Raw genomic sequence first — 23,293 nt, 5'->3', positions numbered from 1 at the left:
GCGGCCGGTCCTACGGCTGCCACTCGGGCGGGTCGGCGCCCCATGGCCGTGCCGGAAACGGCCAGTCCTCCGGTCCGTCGTCGAAGGCCACCGCCGGCAGGGCGGTGGTGATGCCCTCGGCGTTCACCGCGATCGTCGGCGGGCCGGCCTCCGCACGGGGCAGCAGCGGCCGGTAGTCCTGCAGCAGCCCGGCCGCGATCCCGGCCAGGGAGGACTCCAGGAGCCAGGTGCCGCCCTCGTCCTGCTGGCGCCGCAGGACGGAGAGCACACCGGCGGCCAGGAGGTAACCGGCTGCGTGGTCAAGTGCCTGCGCGGGCAGGACGCCTGGGCGGGCGCCGTCGGAGGACTCGCGCATCGCAATGCCGCTGACCGCCTGCACGATGCTGTCGAAACCGCGCCGCTGCGCCCACCGGCCGGTGTTTCCCCAGGCGCTGAGCCGGGCCAGGATAATGCCGGGGTGCCCGCCGGCCAGGGCCGCAGGCTCCAGCCCGAACCGGTCGAGGGCCCCGGGCCGGTAGCCGGTGACGACGACGTGCGCGCCGTCGAGCAGGCGCCGGAAGGTGCGTTCATCGGCCGGCAGGGAGAGATCGAGCAGGGCGCTGTGCTTCCCCGCTCCGGTGTCGAGGTGCTGGACGGGCATCTCGGGAAGGGCCGGGCTGTCGATCCGCAGGACGTCGGCCCCCAGCAGGGCCAGGGTGCGTGTGGCGACGGGGCCGGCGATCACCCGGGTGAGGTCCAGCACCCGCAGTCCCTTCAGCGGTGCCGCTGCGGTGGCGGGGGAGCCGCGGAAGCGGGTGGGCGCCGTTCCCAGCCGGGTCAGCGCCAGCGGCGGCGCGTCGGCCGGGCCGCCCCAGTCGGCCAGGCCCTGCCCGGCGGGCCGAACGGCGGCGGCGATCCCGCCCGCGGCGTACACCCGGTCCTCGGTGTCCCGGGCCGCGGCGGAGCGGATGCGGGCGGCGAGGTCGTCCGGACCGGCGTCGGATCCCAGCTCCAGTGCGGCGAGGAGGCGGCCGCGGTGGTGCGGGTAGTTCGCGTGGGTCCGCACCCACCCGTCGGCGGCCTCCCAGAATCCTGACAGGGGCGCCCAGAGGTCTGGGCTGTCACCCCGGATCCGCAGGTGGCGCTCACTGAGGAACGCGGTGGCGATCCGGCCGGCGTCGAGGTGGATGGCCCGGGGGCGGCCGCGGGGGAGGAGGGAGTCGGTCCAGAGGGCAGCGGCGAGGGAGGCGGCGGCGACGGCGTCCCGGGCCAGCCGCGGCACGTTCAGGGCCGAGGTGAGGGCCGGCTCGCCGCCGGGCGGCACGCGCTGCAGCGCCGCGGGATCGTCTCCGAGCGCCGACCAGGCGCGGGTCAGCAGGGAGGCTCCCTCCCCGCCGGTGCTCATGCCGGCTGCTCGGCCGGTTGCTCGGACGCGTCGGGGGCCACGAGGCTGCAGCAGGTCTCGGGCGGCCCGTGGAAGGTACGGCGGTAGGCGGCGGGGCTGACGCCCAGCACCTTGTGGAAGTGCTGGCGCAGCAGCACGGCCTGGCCGAAGCCGCTCCTGCGGGCGATGGAGTCGATCCCCAGATGGGTTTCCTCCAGGAGCAGCTGGGCCCGCTGGACGCGCTGCGCGGTGATCCATGCCGCCGGGGTGGCCCCGGTGACCGCCCGGAACCGCCGTGCGAAGGTCCGCTCCGACATGTGCAACCGCCGCGCCAGAACCGGCACGGAGAGCTCCTCCTCGAGGTTGGCGCTGAGCCACACCAGGAGCTCCTCGATCGGGTCCCCGCCCGAGGCGGGGATGGGACGTTCGATGTACTGGGCCTGCCCGCCGTCCCGGTGCGGGGGCACCACCATGCCGCGGGCGACGGCGGCGGCGGCCCGCGCCCCGAACTCCTGGCGGATCAGGTGGAGGCTCGCGTCGATCCCGGAGGCGGTGCCGGCGCTGGTCAGGATGTTGCCGTCCTGGACGTACAGCACGTTCTCGTCGACCGTCACGGCCGGGTACTGCTCCGCGAGCTGGCGGGCATGCGACCAGTGGGTCGTGGCCCGCCTGCCGTCGAGCAGCCCCGCCTCGGCCAGGGCGAAGGCCCCGGAGCACACCGAGAAGAGGTGCGCGCCGCGGCGGTCGGCGGCCCGGAGGACGTCTGCGACGGCGTCGGGGAGGGGGTCCCCGGAGTGGGAGGGGATCATGACGACGAGGTCCGCATCCACCGTGGCGGACAGGTCGCGCTCGACGACGATGGAGAAGCCGGTCTCGGTCTCCACGGTTCCCGGCACCGGGGTGCAGATGCGGAAATCGAAGGCCGGGAGGCCTACGTCGAGGTTCGAGCGGTCGACGCCGAAGACCTCGCAGATCACCCCGAACTCGAAGGGCGTGACGCCGGGAAGGACGATCAGGGCCACTGAAGTGAGCATGATCACAGTATGGCAGGAAATCGATGGAAAGTGGCGTTTCTGCCACTATTTTTTGGGGTCGCCGAATCGCAGACTCGAGGCATGGACTTTCTTCTCACTTTCCCAGCCATTGCCGCCGCTGTCGTCGGCCTTTCCGGGCTCGGCCTGCTGCGGCTGATCCATTCCGACGGGTTCCACTCGGTTCCGCCGCCTCCCGGCCACGCCGCGTGGCGGGCGGGCACGCTACCCAGCGCTCCCTATGCCGGCACCTTCCCCGACGCCGGCGTCTGACCCCATCCGAGAAGTTCAATGTCGAAGGAACTCCGATGCTGAATCAACCCGCCGAATACTTCCTCCGTCTTCATGCTGCGGAACAGTCACGGTTCCTCACCGAGGCCGAACACCGCCGGAACGCGGAACGCAGGAGGGCCGGCACCGCCGACCCGCTGCGCCCGGGCCCGGCGCATTCCGTCCGCCCGCTGTTCCGGGGACCGGGCCTTCTCCAGCGCCTGGGGTTCCTCCGGCCACCGGTGCGGGCAGCCAGGAGAAGCGCTGCACTGTTGACCGGGTCAATGCAGCCGGTGGCCCCCGACTGCTGCCCCTGACGCGTTGGCCGGGCCCCCCTGGTCAGGGGAGCCCGGCCTCGAGGGGCGGCGCGCTACTTGCGGGTCAGGGTTCCGCAGCCGTACACGAAGAAGCCTTTGACATCGGCTGGGATGGTCACGATGGTCCTCTGCGGTCCGTAGTAGTTGCTGATCAACTCATTCATGTCATAGCTGAACCCGGACAGGGTCTCCCAGTAGCAGTCATCGCCCGTGCCATAGGCGTAGTACGTGCCCGGGAGAATGTCGATGCCCACCCGGTAGGTGCCGTTGGCGGTGATGCTCGTCGCCCGCGGTCCCGCACTGGTGACGGTGGTCCATTTGCCGCAGCCTTCGGTCCGGAAGCCGACATCGGTTGCAAGGATCTGAACGTAGGTCTTTGCTGGCCCCATGTAATGGGCGTTCATGTTGTTTCCCTCGGGGTCCCAGACGAAGCTGTTGAGGCGCGCCCATTGGCATTCCTCGCCGGTCCCGGTGGCCTTATAGAGCCCGGGTTTCAGCGTGGTTCCGACCTTGTAGATTCCATCGCCGCCGAGCACCACGACCGGGACAGCGGGAATGGCCACTGCGGCGCTCAGGGTTGAGCGGGTCTCGTAGTAGTTGGCCTTGGCGTAGACCCGGGCGGTGATCTGCTTGCCGCCGTCGGTGGTAGTCAGCTTGTAGGAGCGGTTCGTAGCCCCGGAAATTGCGATGCCGTTGCGGTACCACTGGAACCCGTAGGCAGCCGGAGCCGGGCTGTACGTGCCGAGGCTGGTGGTCAGCGTGTAGCCCACCTTCGCTGTTCCGGTGATCCGCGGCGCCGCCGTGACCGCGAAGACGGCCTTCCCGACGGTCTTCCGCACGGTGGTGGTCGAGACGGTGGTGTAGCCCGGCTTGGAAACGGTGACCCGGACGGACACCGTCTGGCCGATGTAGGAGGAGTTGAGCCACAGCGATGATCCGGTGGCGCCGGACACGGCAATACCGGCGCGGTACCACTGATACTTGATGACGGCCGGTGCCGGAGACCAGCCCTGGGAGACCTTCAGCGTCTGGCCGTAGCGGTGGGTGCCGCTGACGGTGGCCGGCGTGGTCGCGGTGATGACTCCCGCTGCGATCGTGCGCGCAGCGGAATCCCTGTACACACTGGTGTAGCCGGTTTTGGTGCCACGGACGCGGACCTTGACTGCCTGCCCGTTGTCGGACGCCACGGTGGTGTAGGTGCGCCCAACCGCCCCGGTGATGGGGGTTGTGCCTCGGTACCACTGGTAGGACAGGGTGGTGCCTGCCGGCCAGATGCCGGGATTGGCGGTCTGGGCCTGGCCCACGCGGGCAGTACCGGTGATGCTCGGCACCGGTGCCGTGAGCGCACCGGGTCCGACGGTTACCTCGACTGAGGATGCGACATCCGGCGCATATCCCGGCGCGCTGAGGGTCGCTTCCGCCCAGAGCTTTTGTCCGAGGTCGGCAGCGACCGGCGTGTAGGTGCGGAAGACCGCGCCCGCAATCGCGGAGGTGCCGCGGTACCACTGGTAGGTCGCGACGGGCACGACCCCATAGGTGTCTGACCACGAGGAGGCATGGAGGCTCAACTCCTGCCCCACAGCCGGTTTGCCAATGATTAGGTTGGTCCACCCCACCCCGTCGATGGTTCCGATTCCCACGTCCAGCGGTTCTGTCGTGACGGGCTCACCGAGCAACCCAGGCCGCACCGACAAGACCAGGCTCTTTCCTCCGGCGGTTCCGGGGATCCAGAACTGGAAGGTCTTACCGGGCGGCGCAGTGGTCTCGTGGACCACCTCGCCGTCGGCCGTCCACTCCAGCAACAGGGTGCCGAATTCTTCCACGCCCGTCCACTCGCCGGTGAAGACGGTAACCGGCTTGCCTACGACGGCGGGGCCGTCGACCGTGGGAAGCGCGACGTTCACAGGGCCGTCGGTTTCCTCGACGGGCTCGACGGTTTCGGTTGGAGCCGGTTCGCTGGGCACCGCCGCGGGCGGGGCCTCATCGGCCGGGGGGAGGGGCGTCTCGGCCGCCCCCGTCGGAGTGGGCTCCGGTGGCACTGAAGAGGTGCCGTAGGCGGCAGGGCCGGTGATCAGGCCCGCGAGCAGGACCGCTACTCCGGCCAGGGTGGTGCCCCTGAGCATCCGGTTCGACGGTGGCCGATTTTTGACGTTTTTATGCAGAGACAAGGACGTCTCCTCCCCCAAGGTAAAAGTGGTCGGCTGATCCGACCGGCATCACTCTAGGGGAGGCTCCCACATGCCGGCTGTCGATTCCGGCCTCGGGGAAAAACCTGCGTAAATCCTGCGCTTTCTTCTGGCAACTTCCACTCCGGTGCCCGGTGGGGTCAGCTACATCGGTCCTGCCTCGTCGAGCATCTCGCACACATCGCGCACCTGCCTGGTGGTGTTCGTCGTGACCCTCACCGAGAGGGGTTCGACGGCGGCCGGGTCCTCGGACAACTGGGCTTCGATGGTCAGCGTTCCGCCCTCGTAGTAGAAAAATTCGGGGAAGCCTGCCGCTGCCAGCGCCTGGGCGTCCCGGTCACCCATGGGGAAGATGATCGAGGCGCCCTTCAGCGAGTCTTCGATGGACAACCCATCGGCGGAAATGCGCTGGGTGCCCGGTCCGGAGATATCGAGTTCGTCAATGAACGCACCGTCCGAGGCCCGGGTCAGATCAACGGTGGCATCTCCGCGGTATTTCACCTTGGTTCTTCCGTCATCCTTCACCCGAGACTTGTACTCGACCTCCCGGACGTCGCCGGATGCCACGGTGACGGTGCTGCCGCACGCCTTGACGCTGAAAGGCTCGTAATAGTCCTCGGGAACGGGAAGATATTCACCGCCGGTGTCTGCGGGCGGCCAGGGGGCGGGTTCTTCCTCCTGGGCGGCGGCCGACGCCGACCCGGCGAGAAGGCAGAGCGTGGTGAGAAGCGGAAGGCACACCTTTGTCTGGGTTTTCATTTTCGGGCTCCTGAGCGTTGCAGGAGAGCAGCGAGAGCGCGTCCTGCCTGAATATGCAGTGGATGCCGAAGCGGCGACAGGTCCGCTGAGGGAAAGGGTGTCCAAGTCCGTCAGTCCGGGCGCACAATGCGGCAAACCTATGCCCGCGAATTTCGCGCTGTCAATGGGAGCTGGGGCCCCGCCCCTACCCAATTAAAGGGAGGGTATCCGGCCTTCCGGGCCCGGGAGCCGGGCCCGCCCCCGGGGGCGCCGCCGGCCGGTTCCCGATCCGGGCCCGCCGCACCCGGACGGGATCCTCCGGTGCGGATGACGTAGGCTGGACTCACCATGGCAGCCACCGATTTTTCCGCAGAGATCCGCGCACTGCGCGCCAAGTACACCTCGATCGAACAGGTTTCCGACGTCGAAGGAATCCGCAAGGACATTGCGGAGCTCAGCGAGGAGGCCGGCGCCCCGGACCTGTGGGACGACCCGGCCGCGGCGCAGAAGATCACCTCAAAGCTCTCCCACCGGCAGTCCGCCCTCGAGCGCCTCGAAACGCTCCAGACCCGGATCGACGATCTGGAGATCATGGTCGAACTGGGGCAGGCCGAGGACGACGAGGACACCCTGGCCGAGGCCGAGAAGGAACTCGTGTCGCTGGGGAAGGCCCTGGACCAGCTCGAGATCGTCACGCTGCTCGCCGGTGAGTGGGACGAGCGTGAAGCCGTCGTCACCATCCGCTCGGGCGCCGGGGGAGTGGACGCCGCAGACTTCGCCGAGATGCTGCTGCGCATGTACCTGCGCTGGGCCGAACGCCATGGCTACCCCACCCAGGTCCTCGACACCTCCTACGCCGAGGAGGCCGGGCTGAAATCAGCGACCTTCGAGGTCAAGGCCCCCTACGCCTTCGGCACGCTCTCGGTGGAGGCCGGGACGCACCGCCTGGTGAGGATCAGCCCCTTCGACAACCAGGGCCGCCGCCAGACCTCCTTCGCCGCCGTCGAGGTCATCCCGCTCATCGAGCAGACCGACGTCATCGAGGTGCCCGACAACGACATCCGCGTCGACGTCTTCCGCTCCTCCGGGCCCGGCGGCCAGTCCGTCAACACCACCGACTCCGCGGTGCGCCTGACCCACCTTCCCACCGGGCTCGTCGTCTCGATGCAGAACGAGAAGTCCCAGATCCAGAACCGCGCCGCCGCCATGCGCGTGCTCCAGTCGCGGCTGCTCCTGCTCAAGAAGGAGCAGGAGGACGCCGAGAAGAAGGCCTTCGCCGGCGACATCAAGGCGTCGTGGGGCGACCAGATGCGCTCCTACGTCCTGAACCCTTACCAGATGGTCAAGGACCTCCGGACCGAGCACGAGGTGGGCAACACCTCGGCCGTGTTCGACGGCGAGATCGACGACTTCATCGACGCCGGCATCCGCTGGCGCACCAACAACCGTAACGCCGACGCCCAGTAGGGGCGCCCCCGTAGGCACCCCGCGGCCGCACGCCGCGTGCCGGGCCCGCACCCTGCCACCGCACTGCGGGCCGGTTCCCTGCGCCCCTCTCCTGCCGAAGTCCCCAATTTCCTCAACGGGCGGGCAGGCGGTGCCCTATATTAGGCAGCATGAACGCTGCTTCACGGGCCGCGGCGGTCCCGTTTCGGGCGGTGCTCAAACAACAATTTTCACTTCCGACACACGGTGCGGCTTTCCCGGAAGGCAAACAGGCGTGGCTATAGTCGAGGAGCCGGTGCTTCCTTCCTCCAGCAAATGCCCGTGAACCGGCTGGACACAATGGGCGCAGAGTAGTCATGATCCGATTCGAAAACGTCACCAAGGTGTACGACGCCACGTCGCGCCCCGCGCTCGATTCGGTCTCCCTCGAGGTGGACCGGTCCGAGTTTGTGTTCCTTGTCGGAGCCTCGGGCTCGGGCAAGTCGACCTTCATCCGCCTCGTGCTCAAGGAGGACAGCGCCTCCCGCGGCGCCGTCTACGTCGCGGGCCAGAACGTGGCCAACATCCCGAGCTGGCGCGTGCCCCGGCTCCGGCGCGGCATCGGGGTCGTCTTCCAGGACTTCCGCCTGCTGCCCAATAAGACGGTCTTCGCCAACGTCGCCTTCGCCATGCAGGTCATCGGCAAGAGCCGCGCGGTCATCCGCGAGACCGTCCCCGAGGTCCTCAAGACCGTGGGCCTCGAAGGCAAGAACAACCGCATGCCCCACGAACTCTCCGGCGGTGAGCAGCAGCGCGTGGCGATCGCCCGCGCCATCGTCAACCGCCCCGGCATCCTCCTCGCGGACGAGCCGACCGGAAACCTTGACCCCACCACCTCGATGGGCATCATGAAGGTGCTCGACCGCATCAACTCCAACGGCACCACCGTGGTCATGGCCACCCACGACGACGACATCGTGAACACCATGCGCAAGCGGGTCGTCGAGCTGCGCAACGGCGCGGTGGTGCGCGATGACGCCCAGGGCATCTACATCGGCGAGACGGAGGCGGTGGCCGAATGAGGCTCGCGTTCATCCTTTCCGAAATCGGCTCAGGGCTCCGCCGGAACCTCTCAATGGTCATCTCCGTCATCCTGGTCACCTTCATCTCCCTGACCTTCGTCGGCGCGGCCGGACTGCTGCAGTTGCAGATCAACCAGATGAAGGGCTACTGGTACGACCGCGTGCAGGTGGCCGTGTTCCTGTGCGTCGAGAACTCGACCTCGCCAAGCTGCGCCGCCGGCCCGGTCACCGAGGAGCAGCGGGACACCATCCGCGGCATGCTCGAGTCGGAGGCCTTCACCCCCTACGTCGCGTCGGTCGAATACGAATCCCAGGACGAGGCCCTGGGGCACTTCAAGGACCAGTTCGCCAATTCCCCGATCGTCGATTCGGTCACCGCGGACCAGCTCCCCGAGTCCTTCCGGGTGAACCTCGTCGACCCGGAGAAGTATGAGGTCATCAACGAGGCGTTCTCCTCCCTGCCCGGCGTCGACGTCGTCAGCGACCAGCGGGAGCTGCTCGAAAAGGTCTTTTCCGTCATGAACCGCGCCTCACTAGGGGCTTTACTGGTTGCGGGGGTGATGACAGTGTGTGCAATACTCCTCATAGCGACTACCATCCGGCTGTCGGCCTTCAGCCGACGGCGGGAAACCGGGATTATGAGGCTGGTCGGAGCCTCAAAGGCAGTGATTCAACTGCCCTTCATCCTGGAAGGGGTAATCGCCGCTGTTGTCGGAGCTCTCTTGGCCTCCGGTGCGTTGTGGGGAATGTCCCGCTTCGTCATCGGCGGCTGGCTCGCCCGTGAGTATCCGGAGACGGCGTTCATTTCGGATCAGCAGGTTCTCCTGCTGGTTCCGGCGCTCATCCTTCTGGGCGCGCTGCTGGCTGGGGTCTCATCACTCCTGACCCTGCGGCGCTACGTGAAGGTCTAGGGCCGGTTCGGCAGTACTAGGGGACAGGTACATTTCATGGATTTACGCTCGGTGCATCGGGGCCCACGGCCCTTTTTCATCCGTACGACGGCGGGGGTCTCGATCGCGCTTGCGGCCGCCCTTGCCCTGGGCTTCGGTACGCCCGTCTTCGCCGACGACCTCGAGGACCGCAAGTCGGCCCTCGAGTCGGAGATCAGCGAAGTGCAGCAGTCCATCGAGTACCTCGATGAGGACATCACCGAAACCATCGCACAGCTGAAGGTGTACCAGGGGCAGCTCCCGGCGGCCCAGCAGGCCCTCGCCGAAGCGCAGGGACGCGTTGAATCCGCGGCCAACGAGGTCAGCGCGCTGGCCATGCGCGTGCAGCTCGCCGAGGAAACCAAGACGAAGATCGCCGACCAGCTCGCCAAGGACAAGGCGGCCATCGAGGACACCCGCAAGGTGATCGGGCAGATCGCCACCCAGGCCTACAAGAACGGCGGCGTCCCCTCGGACGTCTCCCTCATGCTCGGCGCAGACGGCGCCGAATCCCTCACCAACTCCATGGACATGGTCGACCAGGCGCTGCGCGGACAGAACGCGGCGATGGACCGGCTCTCCCAGCAGAGCGCGACGAACGCGAACAGCCAGGCCCGCCTCACCGCCGTCGAGGCGGAGATCAAGGACCTGAAGTCCGAGGCCGAAGCCGCCCTCCAGGCCGAACAGGCGGCGCGGGACGCCGCCGCCACCGAGAAGGCGAAGGTCGACACGCTCATCGCCGACACCTCGGCCCTCTCGGCGAAGCTCCAGAAGCAGAAGCCGGTCATCGAAGCGCAACTGGCCAGCGTCGAAGCGGCCCATGAGAAGGTGACCGCCGACATCGCCGAACGCCAGCGCCGCCTCCTCGAGGAAGCGCGCAAGGCCGAGGAGGCCCGGCTCAAGGCCGAGGCCGAGGAACGCGCGCGGGTCGAAAACGAGCGCCGGGCCGCTGCCGCCGCCGAGGCCGCCCGCATTGAAAACGAGCGCCGCGCCGCCGAGGCCGCCGCCCAGAACCGTCCGGCCCCCGCCCCGGTGGCGCCGGTGGCACCCGCCCCGGTCGCGCCGGTCATCAAGCCGCCGGTCCTGGGAAACCCGTCCGACTTCAAGCTCCTCGCGCCGGTCAACGGCCCGGTCAGTTCGGGCTTCGGCTGGCGCCCCACCCCGATCGGCAGCATCGACTTCAACGGCACCGGCGGCTACACCCACACCGGGCTCGACTACGGGGTCGGCTGCGGCACCCCGCTGTACGCCCCGGCGTCGGGCGAGGTCTGGTACGCCGACTCCGATGCCCTGAAGGGCGCCGGAAACCGGATCGTGCTCAACCACGGAGTGCGGGCCGGCAACGCCCTGGCGACGAACTACTACCACCTGGCCAGCTTCAATGTGTATCCGGGACAGCGGGTCAGCGCCGGCCAGCTCATCGGCTACACCGGGACCACGGGCAACTCCACCGGCTGCCACCTTCACTTCGAGGCGGTGCTCAACGGCAGCCTCGTGGATCCTTCCGGTCTTCTGTAGCCGTAGAATAGGACCCACTTATTCCACGCGGGCTCCGGCCCGCCCCCGCTGTTGAAGGAGTTTGCCGTGCCCAAGGAAAGTGGCCGGAAGGTAGTGGCCACCAATCGGAAGGCCCGGCACGACTACGAAATCCTCGACACCTACGAGGCCGGCATCGCCCTGATGGGCACCGAGGTGAAGTCCCTGCGCGCCGGGCGGGCCTCCCTCGTTGACGGCTTCGCGGTGTTCTATAACGACGAGCTGTGGCTCGAGGCGATCCATATCCCCGAGTACACGCAGGGGAGCTGGACCAACCACGCCGCCCGCCGCCGCCGGAAGCTGCTGCTGCACCGCGAGGAGCTGACCAAGATCTCCCAGAAGATCCGCGAGTCCGGCTTCACCCTGGTGCCACTGCAGCTGTACTTCCTCAACGGGCGGGCCAAGGTCGAACTCGCCGTCGCCCGCGGCAAGCGGGACTACGACAAGCGCCAGACGCTGCGCGAAAAGCAGGACAACCGCGAGGCACTGCGCGCAATGCGCGAGAAGAACCTCGGCGCCTGATGAGCAATGTCTTCTGGGAGGCGCAGGAGGAATCCGAGCACCCCGACGAATCGGAGCTGCGCTACAGGCGCCCGTGGTGGGTCACCCTCGGCGCCGTCGTGGACCTGCTCCTCCTGTTCGCCATTGTTCCGGTGGGGATCCTTTCCCTGATTCCCTTCTTCTTCCTGATCTACATCTACCTGGCCCAGGTGCTGGTGTGGATTTCCCCGGTGCTCCTGCTGCTCAATGCCGCAGTGTTCTGGTGGAGCTTCCGGCGCAAACAGGCAGCCACGACGGCCCTGGCGGCCCTCGGGATCGCCTTCGTCACGGTGTCCTTCGTCGTCGTCGCCCTGTGGCAGGCGCAGGTGGTCATCCTCGGCATCCGCTTCTGACGCCGGTCCCGTCAACCCCCGGAGGGAAGCCCCGGAGGGAAGCACCGCAGGGACGCACCGCAGGGAATCACCGCGGCGGCACATGCGTTACACTAAACGTCTGGGACACACCTCACGGCGGGTTCCGGACATTGGTAACTCAATACGGGGATGACAGGTTTCGACGATGTTAGTCGCGACAGGGGAAGCGGGCCGAGGATACAGGGTTATCTCGTTAACGCTCTCTGTAAAACAATAAGTGCCGAATCAAAGCGCACTGACTTCGCTCTCGCTGCCTAAGCAGCCTAGCTAGTCCGTCAGACCGGGTTTGCTCTCGCCCCGGATCCTGGCGTCATTTAGAGGGCCACTGCTCCTGGTTTTTGTTGTAGGAACCAGGGGGACTCTTATACAACTGAGCTCGGCAGCCACTTGTTTGCACGATGGCTGGAGCTGAGAAAAACCGACGCAAACTGCGCCCGGAGAAGCCCTGACAACACTGCATCGGACGCGGGTTCAATTCCCGCCATCTCCACCTGATCCTCCGCCTCCTTCGGGCGGTGTGAGGACCCCTGCCCCAGGCCTTCCGGACTCCGGAGAGCCTGGGGCCGTTCAGTTTAACCCCTGCCGCAGCTTCCCGCGCGGGTTGCCGTCCGCCGCCGGAGAAGCACCGGCGGCGGGCGCGGCAACACTAGACTGGCGCCATGAGCTCGACCGATCGGCCGTCATGGCTTCCACCGCTGCCCCCGCCGCACCGCGGGCGCCCGCTGATCATTCTGGGCTGGCTGCTTGTCGGAGGAAGCTTCATCTACATCTTCATCATGAGCTACGTGGGCGGCACCCACACCCTCTACACCCTGGTCCCGCTGGCCCTGGGCCTGTTCTGCCTCATCGTCGGACTGCTGCGGCGCAATGAGGGCCGGTAGCGGCCCGGTGCCCGCCGGCACCGCCATGCCCCTACCGAAAGCGAGCCGCCCATGACCGAGACACCCGCGCCCTGGTGGACCCGCGCCGTCGTGTACCAGGTGTACCCGCGCAGTTTCGCCGACGCCGACGGGGACGGCATCGGCGACCTGGCCGGGATCCTCGGCAGGCTGGACTACCTGGCCGAGCTCGGCGTCGACATCCTCTGGCTGTCGCCGATCTACGCCTCGCCCCAGAAGGACAACGGCTACGACATCAGCGACTACCAGCGCATCGACCCCGTCTTCGGAACCTTCACCGACTTCGACGCGCTCGTGGCGGGCCTCCACGCCCGCGGCATGAAGCTCGTGATGGACCTGGTGGTGAACCACACCTCCAACGAGCACCCATGGTTCCTTGACTCCGCGTCCTCCCCGCAGAGCCCGAAGCGGGACTGGTACTGGTGGAGGGATCCCCGGACCGGCTTCGCGCCGGGGGAGCCCGGCGCCGAGCCCACCAACTGGGGGTCGTTCTTCAGCGGCCCCACCTGGACCCTCGATCCGGCCAGCGGGCAGTACTACCTCCACCTCTTCGCCCGGGAGCAGCCGGACCTGAACTGGGAAAACCCCGAGGTCCGCGCCGCCGTGTACGACATGATGAACTGGTGGCTCGACCGAGGCGTCGACGGATTCCGGATGGACGTCATCAACTTTCTCTCCAAGACCCTCCCGCTGGCCGACGGCGCCGTCCCGCCCGGGCACCTGTGGGGCGACGGCGGACCCCAGTTCATGTCCGGCCCCCGAATCCACGAATTCCTCGCCGAGATGCACCGGGAAGTTTTCGCCGGCCGCGGGGCCGGGCTGATCACCGTGGGCGAGATGCCCGGGGTCACGGTGGAGGAGGCGAGACTGTTCACCGACCCCGCCCGCGCCGAGGTGGATATGGTCTTCCAGTTCGAGCACGTCAGCCTCGACCAGGGCCCCGGCGGCAAGTGGGACTACCGGGGGCTCGACCTGCGCGACCTGAAAACCTCCTGGAACCGGTGGCAGAAGGGCCTGGCGGACACGGGCTGGAACAGCCTCTACCTCGACAACCACGACCAGCCCCGCCTGGTCTCGCGCTTCGGCGACGATGGCGCCTACCGCTACGAATCCGCGACGCTGTGGGCGGCCCTGCTGCACCTTCACCGCGGCACCCCGTACATCTACCAGGGCGAGGAACTGGGCATGACCAATGTGCCCTTCACCTCCATCGAGGACTTCCGGGACGTCGAATCCCTCAACTGGTACGAAGAGGCAACGATGAAGCACGGCCGGGACCCGCAGGAGGTCCTGGCCGCCCTGCGCAGGATGAGCCGGGACAACGCGCGCACGCCCGTCCAGTGGACCGGCGGGGTCAACGCCGGGTTCACCACCGGCACCCCCTGGATCGCCGTCAACCCGAACTTTCCCGCGGTCAACGCCGAACTCGACCGCTCCTCCCCGCGCTCGGTCTACCGGTTCTACCAGCGCCTGATCGCCCTGCGGCACGGCAGCGCGGTGGTGCAGCGGGGACGCTTCGAACTTGAGTATCCCGACCATCCGGTGCTCTATGCGTTCACCCGGACGCTGGACGGCGCCGTGCTCCGGGTGCTCGGGAACGTCTCGGGGGAGCCCCTCGGGCTTCCGGCCGGGCTCGGCGGAGGCACGCTGCTGCTCGGCAATTATGGGGACGACGACGCCGGCACCGCCCGGGACGGCAGCCCGCGGGACGCCGCGGGGCACGGCGGTGCCGGGCGGGCCTCGGCGATGGAGCGGTACACCCTGCGCCCCTGGGAGGTGCGCGTCATCGACGTGTCCTGACGGACGCCCGGGCTACCTCTCGTTGATGAGGGTGGAGGAGTAAAGCTCGAGCAGGGCCGGCAGCCCGCCTTCCTTCATGGCCCGGCGCTGCCGCTCGGCGCCGGTGCCCTGCTCCCAGACCGTCGCCAGGCCCGCCTGCACCCAGGCGGTGTCCCCGGCGGCGTCAAGGGCGGGGCCTACGTAGTCGAGCAGGCGCTCCATCTGCGCGCGGGCCGGCGTGAGCGTGCCCGTGCGCAGGTCCACCGAGTCGCCGGTGAGCCCGTCCCGGGCTGCCTGCCACAGGGCGGCATCGAGCAGTTCGGGATGCGGGTCGAGGAACCGGGTGTCGGCGTCGGCGTCAGCGACGGCGGTGGTGACCAGGGCGCGGATGAGCGCACCGATCAGCACCGAGTCCTGGGCCTCCAGCTGGACGTCCCCGGCACGGACCTCAAGGGTCGGGTAGCGGTCGGAAAGGCGCGCCATCCAGGTCAGGACCCCGCGGTCGATGATTACCCCAGTGGCGACGAGGCGCTCAATGCGCCGCTCGTAGTCGGCGGCGTCCTCAAAGACCGGCGGCACGCCCTGCACCGGCCACCGGCGGTAGTGGACGAGCCGCCAGCTGCCGAATCCGCTGTCCCGGTCGAGCCAGAACGGGGAATTGGTGCTCAGGGCGGTGACAATGGGGATCCACGGGCGGATCCGGTTCAGGGCCTGGACCCCGGTCTCCTTATCGGGAATGCCGACGTGTACGTGCAGCCCGTTGACGAACTGGTCGCCCACGATTCCGGGCGCGCTGGCCTTCAGCTCGTGGTAGCGCTGCTTGTCGGTCAGCTGGGGGTACTCCTGCTCGATGCGCGGGGCGGTTGCGGTCGCCGCGGCGAGCACCCCGTACTCGCGGGCCGCCGCGTCGAGCTGCCGCCGGAAGTTCAGCAGGGACTCCTCGGCCTCGGTCAGGGTGCTGCACACCGGCGTCGCGGTCTCGATCTGGCAGCTGAGCAGTTCCCGCTGGATGTCGTCCGGGTCGATCTCCGGAGTCAGCTCGAGCCGTTCCTGGATCTCCGTAGCGCGGTGGACGGGCAGGCCCGAGGCCGGGTCCACCAGCAGGTACTCCTCTTCAAGGCCGAGAGTGGTCATGGGGCGGCTCCGGGGTCGTGGGGAACGGTCGTGGCGCGGCATTTCCTGACCAGTCTAAGGACACCGGGCACGTCAGCCGGAAACACATTCCGAAACCGGACCGGTCAGCCCGCCGCGGCCGGCATGACGCAGCCGGGGTGGGGCTCGAGGGTCTCAACCCACAGGGCCTGCGCCAAGGCGTCGCTGACCTCCACGGGGGCGGGGCCCGCCGCGGTGTCGAAGACGACGGCCAGTGCCCCGCCGAACGGCCGGTGGCCGGTGACCGTCAGTGGGACGTCAAGCCCCACGGACCTGCCGCTGAGGTAGCGCAGCACCTCCGGGTCGTCGTCGCTCACCCGGGCCAGGCGGGCGCGGTGCCCGTCGTCGAGCGTGGCGATGGGAAAGGCCGCCGGAAGGCGGATATGCCCATCGGCCGTGGGAATCGGATCGCCGTGCGGGTCGCGGTGGGGATGCCCCAGCTTGGCATCGAGGCGTTCGATGAAGGCGTCCGAGACGGTGTGCTCGAGCACCTCCGCCTCGTCGTGCACCTCGTCCCAGCGGTAGCCGAGCTCCTGCACGAGGAACGTTTCAAGGAGCCGGTGCCGGCGCACCATGGCCAGGGCGAGCCGGCGTCCCTCCGGGGTGAGCCGGATGGGGCCGTATTTTTCCCGCTCCGCCAGACCGAGGTCCACGAGCTTGCCGACCATCTCGGTCACCGAGGAGGCCGCGATGGACAGCCTCCCGGCCAGCTGCGACGCCGTGATGGGCTTGTCCTGCCACTCGGTGAAGGCGTAGACGGTCTTGACGTAGTCCTGGACGCTCGCCGAACCGATGCTCAGGGCCGGAGTGTTCCTCGGCCCCATTCAGGACACCGCCCCGGCCGGTGCGTCGCCCACGTGGGCCTCGGCGGAAGGGGAACGCCGTCGGCTGCGGCGCACGCGGAGGCGCTGCCAGAGCACACCGTTGGGCCGGGCCACCAGGTAGACCACGGTGAAGACAAGGGACTGGGCGAGGACGACGGCGGCGCCGGTGGAGATATCGAGGTAGTAGCTGGCGTAGATTCCGGCGAGGGAGGCGGCGACCGTAATGCCGACGGCCAGGACCAGCATGCGGTCGAAGCTGCGGGTGAGCAGGAACGCCGTGGCGCCGGGGGTGATGAGCATGGCGACCACGAGGATGATGCCGACCGCCTGCAGGCCCACCACCACGCTGAGCGCGAGCAGGCCCAGCAGCAGCGCCGAGAGGAACTTGGTGTTCAGCCCGATCACGTGGGCATGGGTGCGGTCGAAGGCCAGCAGGGTCAGGTCGCGGCGCTTGAACAGCACCACCGCGAGGGTCACGGCGCCGAGGATGAGCACCTGCCACAGTTCGCCGTCGGTCACCCCGAGCACATTGCCGAACAGGATGTGGAGCAGGTCGATCTGCGAGGGGGTGCTGGAGACGATGGCCAACCCCGCGGCGAACAAGGCAGTGAACACCACGCCGATCACCGTGTCGGGTTTGAGCTTCGTCGTCGAGCGCACCACCCCGATCAGCGCGACGGCGCCGGCCCCGAAGACGAACGCGCCGATGGAGAACGGAATCCCGACGATGTAGGCCAGGGCCACCCCGGGCAGGACGGCGTGCGAGACGGCATCACCCATCAGCGACCAGCCCATCAGGATCAGCCAGCAGGACAGGACGGCGGACACCACGGCCGCCGCGACGGTCACGATCAGGGCGCGGGTCAGGAACCCGTACTGCAGCGGCTCGGTGAGCCAGTTCAGAAGGTCCATCTCAGGGCTCCCGGATTTCGAGGGCGCCGCCGAAGGCAAGCGCGAGGTTGCTGGGGGTGAGCACGTCCGAGGGCCGGCCCCGGGCGAGGACCCGGTTGTGCAGCAGGACGGCCGAGTCGCACAGCTGGGACACACCGGCGAGGTCGTGGGTGGACATCAGCACCGACCGGCCCTCGTCGCGCAGTTCCTGAAGGAGCGTGGTCAGGGTCGCCTCGCTGGAGCGGTCAACCCCGGCGAAAGGTTCATCGAGCAGCAGCAGCCTCGCATCCTGGGCGATGCTGCGGGCAACGAACGCCCGCTTGCGCTGCCCGCCGGAGAGTTCGCCGATCTGCCGGCGGCGGAGCCCGGCCAGGCCCACCCGCTCCAGGGCGGCGTCGACGGCGGCCCGGTCGGCGGCCGAGGCGCGCCGGGAGGGGCCCATGAGCCCGTAGCGCCCCATGGCGACGACGTCGGCGACGGAGACCGGGAAGTCCCAGTCGACGTCCTCGGCCTGCGGTACGTAGGCGACCAGGCCGCGCTGGCGGGCCTCCCGGCTGGTGCGTCCGTACAGTTCAACGGTGCCCGCGGCCGGCACGAGCAGGCCCATGAGGGCCTTGAAGAGCGTCGACTTGCCCGACCCGTTGACCCCGACGAGGCCGCAGATGCTGCCGGTTTCGACAATTACGCCCACCCCGTCGAGGGCGCGCACGTCGTTGTAGCTCACGGTGAGGTTGGTGGCCCGCAGGGCCGGCGGGGCGGCGGAAAGGGTGCTCATCCGGAAAGTCCTTCGGTGATCAGGGAGATGTCGTAGCGCAGCAGGTCCAGGAAGGTCGGAACCGGACCGTCCGGGCCGGAGAGGGAATCGACATACAGGGGCCCTTCGAGCCTCACGCCGGTGGCGGCGGCGACCTGCTCCTGCGCGGAGGGGTTCACCGTCGATTCGCAGAAGACGGCGGGGACGTCGTGGCGGGAGACGAAGTCGATGACCGCGCGGATCTGGCGGGGCGTGCCCTCGGCGTCGGCGTTCACCGGCCAGATGAACGCCTCCTTGAGTCCGGCGTCGCGGGCGAGGTAGGAGAAGGCGCCCTCGCAGGTCACCAGGGCCGCGCCTTCGGTGTCGCGGGCACCGGCCCGCAGGGTCTCCAGCAGGGCCTGCAGTTCGGCCTTGAGGGCCGCTCCGTTGGCCTCGAAGGCCGCCGCGTGCTCGGGGCTGAGGTCCGAGAGCGCCCGGACGGTGTTGTCGACGTAGGTCTGGGCCGCGAGCGGGGACATCCACGCGTGCGGATTCGCGAGGCCGCGGTAGTCGCCGGAGCGGATGTCCACGGGGTCAACGCCGTCGGAGAGCACCACATGAGGGGCGTCGACCGAGAGCAGGAAACGCTCGAACCAGCGCTCGAGGCCGAGCCCGTTGTCGAGGATGAGGTCGGCGTCCTGGGCGCGGATGAGGTCCGACGGCGTCGGCTCGTAGCCGTGGATCTCGGCGCCGACCTTGGTGACCGACTCCACCCGGACGTGCCCGCCGCCGACCTCATCGACGAGGTCGGCGAGCACGGTGAAGGTGGTGAGGACGACGGGCCGGTCGTCCGAGACGGCGGCGGGCTCCGGCACCGGCGCACCCGCGCAGCCGGTGAGGGCAAGGCACGCACACAGCAGGAGGCCCGCGAGGAATTTCGGCATACCTAAATATAGGGCTTCGGCGGTCCGTAACGCTATGGGGAGGCGGTGCGGGCCCTGGCCTGCCAGGCGTAGGTGAAGTACGGCAGCGAGATGACCGCGTCGGTTGGAAATGCCAGGTAGTCGTGGAGGTACCACCGGAGGTTCCCTTCGAGCCGGGCCCGGGCGGCCTCGGAGGCGCGCTGGTAGTAGCTGCGGGACTTCGCCAGGTCAACCACGCCGGCGGCGTCCAGCTCCTGGGTCCAGCGCACCCTCAGCGGTTCGGGCGGAGTGAAGAGCGGGCCGAAGTCGGGCCGGTACCCGGGGGAGTAGACATCGCCCGCGTGCATGATGCGCGAGAGCCGGTGGACCCAGGGCAGGCCGACGTCGAGCTGGTTCCAGAGGACCCCGAGCGTGCCGCCCGGCACGAGAATGCGGGCCGCCTCCGCCGCAGCGGCAGCAGGATCGACCCAGTGCCAGGCCTGGGCGAGGGTGACAAGGTCCACCGAGGCACCGGGCAGGCCGGTGGACTCTGCGGTCCCGGTGAGCACGGCCGCACCGGACAGGCGGGAGGCGAGTACGGAGAGCATGTCCGCGGAGGGGTCGACGGCGGTCACGGTGAGCCCCTGGTCGAGCAGCATGCGGGTGAAAATCCCGGTGCCGGCACCGAGGTCGGCGGCGGAATCGGCGGCCGGCGGCACCAGCCACGTCACGATCTGATCGGGGTAGGACGGGCGGACCCGGTCGTAGCGGCCGGCGCCGGTGAGGTACCCGGCCGCCATCGAGCGGCGGCGGCCGGGGTCCATCCGGGGCCCGCTGCGCGCCGGTGCGGGCCTCCGCGGGCCGCCGGGTGCTCCCTGCTGTGCGCCCGTCAGAGCAGATCGTCCATCTGCGGGTTGAGCATCCGGAGCACCTCGCTGTGGAGCGTGCCGTTGGTGGCCAGTGCGTTGCCGCCGTAAGGGCCATCGGTGCCGTCGAGGGAGGTGAACCGTCCACCGGCCTCGGTCACGATCGGCACCAGGGCCGCCATGTCGTGAAGGTTGAGTTCGGGTTCGCACGCGATGTCGACGGCGCCCTCCGCCACCAGGCAGTACGACCAGAAATCCCCGTAGGCGCGGGTGCGCCAGACCCGCTCGGTGAGGTTGACGAACTCCGGCAGGGCAGAGCGTGCCTTCCACCCCGAGAGGCTCGAATAGGAGAGCGAGGCGTCCTCGAGGCGGGACACGTTCGAGACCCGCAGCCGGGTTGCGGCCGCCAGGGACTTGCCCATGAACGCGCCCGTGCCCTCGGCCGCCCACCACCGCTTGCCCAGCGCCGGGGCGCTCACCAGGCCCACCACCGGCCGGCCTTCGTCCACGAGGGCGATCAGCGTGCCCCAGACGGGCACGCCGCGCACGAAGTTCTTGGTTCCGTCGATCGGGTCGATGATCCAGCGCCGCGACCCGGATCCGGTGCTCCCGAACTCTTCGCCCAGCACGGCGTCACGCGGGCGCACGCGCGAGAGCTGGCTGCGGATCGATTCCTCGGCCGCCCGGTCGGCGTCGGTGACCGGGGTGAGGTCGGGCTTGGTCTCTACGCGGAGGTCCTGCGCCCGGAACCGGGACATGGTCTGGTCATCGACCGAGTCCGCCATCACGTGGGCAAGGCGCAGGTCATCGTTGTAGCTCTGGACGAGGTTCATGCCTTCAACTTATCGCTTCCGGGGCCATTACCCGGAAAGGCGCCGGGGCCCGACGATGCCCGTGCAGCCGAGAATGATTGGCGCCTCCCAGTCCCGGAGGCGCCCGGCGTTCTCCATTCCCCGAACCGGCGCACAGGTCGAGTGCATATTATATCCACCGTCTCTCAGGTGGTCCACGCCGGGCACGGGCTGCCGGGCCGGTGTCGACACCCTTCGTGGGCAGGACTAGGATCGCCGTCACAACGTACTTCTTCTGATGTCGTCCGCTGTTTCCGGATCCCCGCCGAGGCGACCGGGAATAGCCGCCTTGTATCTCTCTCCACTCCTGGTATCGCGACGGAGCGCCATGAGCAGCGTTGGTTTGTTATACGTGGGCGCGGTTCTCTTCATCAACGGGCTAATGCTTATCGGGGTAGTCCCCGGTAAATCCGCGGCCATTCTCAATTTCTTTGTCGGGACGATGCAGGTTGTCTTCCCAACCATCATCCTCATTCAGGCCAATAACGACCTGCCCACCATTTTCGGGGCTGCCGGCCTGTATCTCTTCGGCTTCACCTACCTCTACGTCGGGATACTCCAGGTCACGGGAGTCAGCGGTGAGGGCCTTGGCTGGTTCTCGCTTTTCGTTGCCGCCTGTGCCCTCGTGATCGGCGCCCTCCAGTTCACCCTCGTGGGGGACCCTGTCTTCGGTGCCATCTGGCTGACCTGGGCCGTTCTCTGGTTCCTGTTCTTCCTCCTGTTGGGACTGGGGCGGGATTCCCTGACCTATGCCACCGGCTGGTTCACGATCTTCGTCGCCCACATCACCGGGACGATTCCTGCGTTCTTCCTGCTGGTGGGCAGGTATGAGACGAACACGGGGCTTGCCCTGCTGGTGACGGTTGCAGCCGTTGCCGCCCTGGCGGCAGGTCTCTTCCTCGGGCGCAAAGGCATCCCGCACGGAAAGAGGTCGGAGGAGGGGGCGGCTGTGTCACCGGCCTGAGTGTCCATTGCCCAAAAGAAAGGTCTGCCCTATGCCCATCTATGAGTATTCCTGTCCTCAGTGCGCAGCATTCGAAGTGATCCGACCCATGGAAGCAGCAGCGGACGTCCAGACCTGCCCCAGCTGCGGCCAGGATGCGCGGCGGAAGATCAGCGCGCCCCACCTTTCTCGAACGGGCACGGCGGCCTTTCAGCTGATCGATTCAACACACCGCAGTGCATCGGAACCGCAGGTGGTGACCGGGACGCTGCCGTCGACGAATTCACGCAGGACCCCGCCCTATTCGTCCAATCCGCTTCACCAGAAACTGCCGCGGCCCTAGTTTCCGGGGTGCGGCCAGATCCAGATATTGGAGGAGTTCAAATGCCTGACGTTATATTTCCGCTCGATTCGACCAAGAAATTCGAGGACCAGGAGAAAATTGGACACAACCGGTGGCATCCGGAAATTCCGCCGGTCGCCACGGTGAGGCGCGGTGATTCATTCCGGGTCCATTGCCGTGAATGGTTCGACGGCGCCATTGTCAACGACGACTCCGCCGACGACATCCTCAACGCCCCGCTGCTCACCGTCCACAAGCTCAGCGGGCCCTTCGCCGTCGAAGGAGCGAGGCCGGGCGACCTCCTCGTCGTCGATATCCTCGACGTCGGACCGATCCCGCAGGAGGACTCAGGGCCGCTGGCCGGGCAGGGGTGGGGCTACACCGGTATTTTCGCGCGGAACAACGGCGGCGGGTTCCTGACCGACCAGTTCCCCGACGCCTACAAGGCGATCTGGGACTTCACCGGCCAGGTGGCGACCTCGCGGCATGTTCCTGAGGTGTCCTACGTGGGGCTCATCCACCCCGGCCTGATGGGTACGGCTCCCTCCGCGCAGCTGCTGGCGAAGTGGAACCAGCGCGAAGGCGACCTGATCGCCACTGACCCCAACCGCGTGCCGCCGCTCGCGCTGCCGCCCGAACCGCGGGAGGCGGTGCTCGGGAGCCTGCCGGCGTCGGAGTTCGACCGTGTGGCGGGGGAGGCGGCGCGCACGGCGCCGCCCCGGGAGAACGGCGGCAACCAGGACATCAAGAACCTCTCGAAGGGCACCCGGATCTTCTATCCGGTGTTCGTCGACGGCGCGAACCTCTCGCTGGGGGACCTTCACTTCTCCCAGGGCGACGGCGAGATCACCTTCTGCGGCGCGATCGAGATGGGCGGCTTCATTGACCTTCGAGTCGATGTCATCAAGGGAGGCATGGAAACCTACGGCGTGAGTGAGAACGCCATCTTCATGCCCGGCATCGTGGACCCCCGGTACAGCGAGTGGATCGCCTTTTCGGGCACGTCGGTGACCCTTGATGGCAAGCAGCACTACCTCGACTCGCACCTGTCCTATCAGCGCGCGTGCCTTCACGCCATCGACTATCTGACGAAGTTTGGATACAGCCCCGAGCAGGCCTACCTGCTGCTGGGGTCGGCGCCGATCGAGGGCAGGTTGTCCGGCGTGGTGGACATCCCCAACTCGTGCTCGACGGTCTACATCCCGACGGCGATCTTCGACTTCGATGTGCGTCCCTCGGCGGCCGGCCCGCACCGGGTAAACGCCGGCATGGGCGCGCCACGGTCGAACAACACCTAGGAGGGCCCCCGGCCTCCACCG

The 23,293-nt window shown here is 68.3% G+C and carries 24 protein-coding genes and 1 other RNA gene; 14 read left to right on the top strand and 11 right to left on the bottom strand.

Features of this window, described 5'->3' with window-relative positions:
* Window positions 1-10 precede the first annotated feature (10 nt).
* Together I6N91_RS08115 and I6N91_RS08110 are read right to left on the bottom strand one after the other, a co-directional pair.
* Window positions 11-1,384 carry a CoA transferase gene (locus tag I6N91_RS08115; protein WP_198812082.1) on the bottom strand — a complete coding sequence of 458 codons (1,374 nt, stop codon included), beginning with the start codon at window positions 1,382-1,384 and terminating at the stop codon, window positions 11-13.
* Window positions 1,381-2,397 carry a GlxA family transcriptional regulator gene (locus I6N91_RS08110; protein ID WP_198812081.1) on the bottom strand — a complete coding sequence of 339 codons (1,017 nt, stop codon included), beginning with the start codon at window positions 2,395-2,397 and terminating at the stop codon, window positions 1,381-1,383. Before I6N91_RS08110 ends, I6N91_RS08115 begins: the two co-directional genes overlap by 4 nt.
* 81 nt (window positions 2,398-2,478) lie before the next feature.
* Between I6N91_RS08110 and I6N91_RS08105 the strand changes: the two genes are divergently transcribed.
* Together I6N91_RS08105 and I6N91_RS08100 are read left to right on the top strand one after the other, a co-directional pair.
* Window positions 2,479-2,667, top strand: a complete 189-nt coding sequence (locus I6N91_RS08105; RefSeq protein ID WP_198812080.1) for a hypothetical protein — start codon at window positions 2,479-2,481, stop codon at window positions 2,665-2,667.
* A gap of 35 nt (window positions 2,668-2,702) precedes the next feature.
* Window positions 2,703-2,981 carry a hypothetical protein gene (locus I6N91_RS08100; protein ID WP_198812079.1) on the top strand — a complete coding sequence of 93 codons (279 nt, stop codon included), beginning with the start codon at window positions 2,703-2,705 and terminating at the stop codon, window positions 2,979-2,981.
* Between the two features lie 53 nt (window positions 2,982-3,034).
* Here the strand turns inward: I6N91_RS08100 and I6N91_RS08095 are convergent, their stop codons facing one another.
* Both I6N91_RS08095 and I6N91_RS08090 read right to left on the bottom strand, forming a co-directional pair.
* Window positions 3,035-5,149, bottom strand: coding sequence for a hypothetical protein (locus I6N91_RS08095; protein ID WP_233091625.1), 2,115 nt, complete (start codon window positions 5,147-5,149; stop codon window positions 3,035-3,037).
* Window positions 5,150-5,311: 162 nt separating this feature from the next.
* Window positions 5,312-5,926, bottom strand: coding sequence for a hypothetical protein (locus I6N91_RS08090; RefSeq protein ID WP_198812078.1), 615 nt, complete (start codon window positions 5,924-5,926; stop codon window positions 5,312-5,314).
* Between the two features lie 327 nt (window positions 5,927-6,253).
* On the opposite strand from I6N91_RS08090, the gene prfB reads away from it, so the two are divergent.
* The 9 genes from prfB (at window position 6,254) to I6N91_RS08045 (ending at window position 14,490) form a co-directional block, all read left to right on the top strand.
* Window positions 6,254-7,372 (top strand): peptide chain release factor 2, encoded by a 1,119-nt coding sequence (gene prfB, locus I6N91_RS08085; protein ID WP_198812077.1) that lies wholly within the window; start codon window positions 6,254-6,256, stop codon window positions 7,370-7,372.
* A gap of 335 nt (window positions 7,373-7,707) precedes the next feature.
* On the top strand, window positions 7,708-8,412 hold the full coding sequence (ftsE, locus tag I6N91_RS08080; protein ID WP_133404986.1) for a cell division ATP-binding protein FtsE: 705 nt from the start codon (window positions 7,708-7,710) through the stop codon (window positions 8,410-8,412).
* Window positions 8,409-9,323, top strand: coding sequence for a permease-like cell division protein FtsX (gene ftsX / locus I6N91_RS08075; RefSeq protein WP_198812076.1), 915 nt, complete (start codon window positions 8,409-8,411; stop codon window positions 9,321-9,323). The genes ftsE and ftsX overlap by 4 nt, the downstream gene beginning before the upstream one ends.
* 36 nt (window positions 9,324-9,359) lie before the next feature.
* On the top strand, window positions 9,360-10,859 hold the full coding sequence (locus I6N91_RS08070) for a M23 family metallopeptidase (protein WP_198812075.1): 1,500 nt from the start codon (window positions 9,360-9,362) through the stop codon (window positions 10,857-10,859).
* 66 nt (window positions 10,860-10,925) lie between these two features.
* Entirely contained in the window at window positions 10,926-11,399 is a 474-nt protein-coding gene (gene smpB, locus I6N91_RS08065) for an SsrA-binding protein SmpB (protein ID WP_120165137.1), read from the top strand.
* Window positions 11,399-11,770, top strand: a complete 372-nt coding sequence (locus I6N91_RS08060) for a hypothetical protein (protein WP_198812074.1) — start codon at window positions 11,399-11,401, stop codon at window positions 11,768-11,770. Before smpB ends, I6N91_RS08060 begins: the two co-directional genes overlap by 1 nt.
* 146 nt (window positions 11,771-11,916) lie before the next feature.
* Window positions 11,917-12,284, top strand: a transfer-messenger RNA (tmRNA) gene (ssrA, locus tag I6N91_RS08055).
* 166 nt (window positions 12,285-12,450) lie between these two features.
* Window positions 12,451-12,672 carry a hypothetical protein gene (locus tag I6N91_RS08050; RefSeq protein WP_120165139.1) on the top strand — a complete coding sequence of 74 codons (222 nt, stop codon included), beginning with the start codon at window positions 12,451-12,453 and terminating at the stop codon, window positions 12,670-12,672.
* Window positions 12,673-12,723: 51 nt separating this feature from the next.
* Window positions 12,724-14,490 carry an alpha-glucosidase gene (locus I6N91_RS08045; RefSeq protein ID WP_198812073.1) on the top strand — a complete coding sequence of 589 codons (1,767 nt, stop codon included), beginning with the start codon at window positions 12,724-12,726 and terminating at the stop codon, window positions 14,488-14,490.
* 12 nt (window positions 14,491-14,502) lie between these two features.
* On the opposite strand, the gene I6N91_RS08040 is transcribed toward I6N91_RS08045, so the two are convergent.
* From I6N91_RS08040 to hisN, 7 genes are all read right to left on the bottom strand, one after another.
* A complete protein-coding gene (locus I6N91_RS08040) occupies window positions 14,503-15,603 on the bottom strand; it encodes a glutamate--cysteine ligase (protein ID WP_198812072.1) in 1,101 nt (366 codons plus the stop codon).
* 104 nt (window positions 15,604-15,707) lie between these two features.
* On the bottom strand, window positions 15,708-16,445 hold the full coding sequence (locus tag I6N91_RS08035; RefSeq protein WP_198812071.1) for a metal-dependent transcriptional regulator: 738 nt from the start codon (window positions 16,443-16,445) through the stop codon (window positions 15,708-15,710).
* Window positions 16,446-17,357 carry a metal ABC transporter permease gene (locus I6N91_RS08030; RefSeq protein ID WP_198812070.1) on the bottom strand — a complete coding sequence of 304 codons (912 nt, stop codon included), beginning with the start codon at window positions 17,355-17,357 and terminating at the stop codon, window positions 16,446-16,448. It lies immediately after the preceding gene.
* Window position 17,358: 1 nt separating this feature from the next.
* Entirely contained in the window at window positions 17,359-18,111 is a 753-nt protein-coding gene (locus tag I6N91_RS08025) for a metal ABC transporter ATP-binding protein (protein WP_198812069.1), read from the bottom strand.
* A complete protein-coding gene (locus tag I6N91_RS08020) occupies window positions 18,108-19,013 on the bottom strand; it encodes a metal ABC transporter solute-binding protein, Zn/Mn family (protein ID WP_198812068.1) in 906 nt (301 codons plus the stop codon). Before I6N91_RS08020 ends, I6N91_RS08025 begins: the two co-directional genes overlap by 4 nt.
* A gap of 32 nt (window positions 19,014-19,045) precedes the next feature.
* The gene (locus tag I6N91_RS08015; RefSeq protein WP_198812067.1) at window positions 19,046-19,795 is read right to left on the bottom strand and encodes a class I SAM-dependent methyltransferase; all 750 of its coding nucleotides are present in this window, start codon (window positions 19,793-19,795) and stop codon (window positions 19,046-19,048) included.
* A 65-nt stretch (window positions 19,796-19,860) separates the two neighbouring features.
* Window positions 19,861-20,670: a histidinol-phosphatase gene (gene hisN / locus I6N91_RS08010; RefSeq protein WP_120165147.1), complete on the bottom strand. Its 810-nt coding sequence runs from the start codon at window positions 20,668-20,670 to the stop codon at window positions 19,861-19,863.
* A gap of 346 nt (window positions 20,671-21,016) precedes the next feature.
* On the opposite strand from hisN, the gene I6N91_RS08005 reads away from it, so the two are divergent.
* From I6N91_RS08005 to fmdA, 3 genes are read left to right on the top strand one after another with little or no spacing between them, the layout of a single operon-like run.
* The gene (locus I6N91_RS08005) at window positions 21,017-21,652 is read left to right on the top strand and encodes an AmiS/UreI family transporter (protein ID WP_198812066.1); all 636 of its coding nucleotides are present in this window, start codon (window positions 21,017-21,019) and stop codon (window positions 21,650-21,652) included.
* Window positions 21,653-21,683: 31 nt separating this feature from the next.
* Window positions 21,684-21,974, top strand: coding sequence for an FmdB family zinc ribbon protein (locus I6N91_RS08000; protein WP_198812065.1), 291 nt, complete (start codon window positions 21,684-21,686; stop codon window positions 21,972-21,974).
* Between the two features lie 41 nt (window positions 21,975-22,015).
* Window positions 22,016-23,272, top strand: coding sequence for a formamidase (gene fmdA, locus I6N91_RS07995; protein WP_198812064.1), 1,257 nt, complete (start codon window positions 22,016-22,018; stop codon window positions 23,270-23,272).
* Window positions 23,273-23,293: the final 21 nt, after the last annotated feature.

Origin of the sequence: Arthrobacter sp. MSA 4-2 (genome assembly GCF_016405885.1) — a bacterium.
Lineage (GTDB): Bacteria > Actinomycetota > Actinomycetes > Actinomycetales > Micrococcaceae > Arthrobacter_D.
Note: the sequence above shows the minus strand (reverse complement) of the source record. Positions and strands in the feature narration are given on the sequence as shown.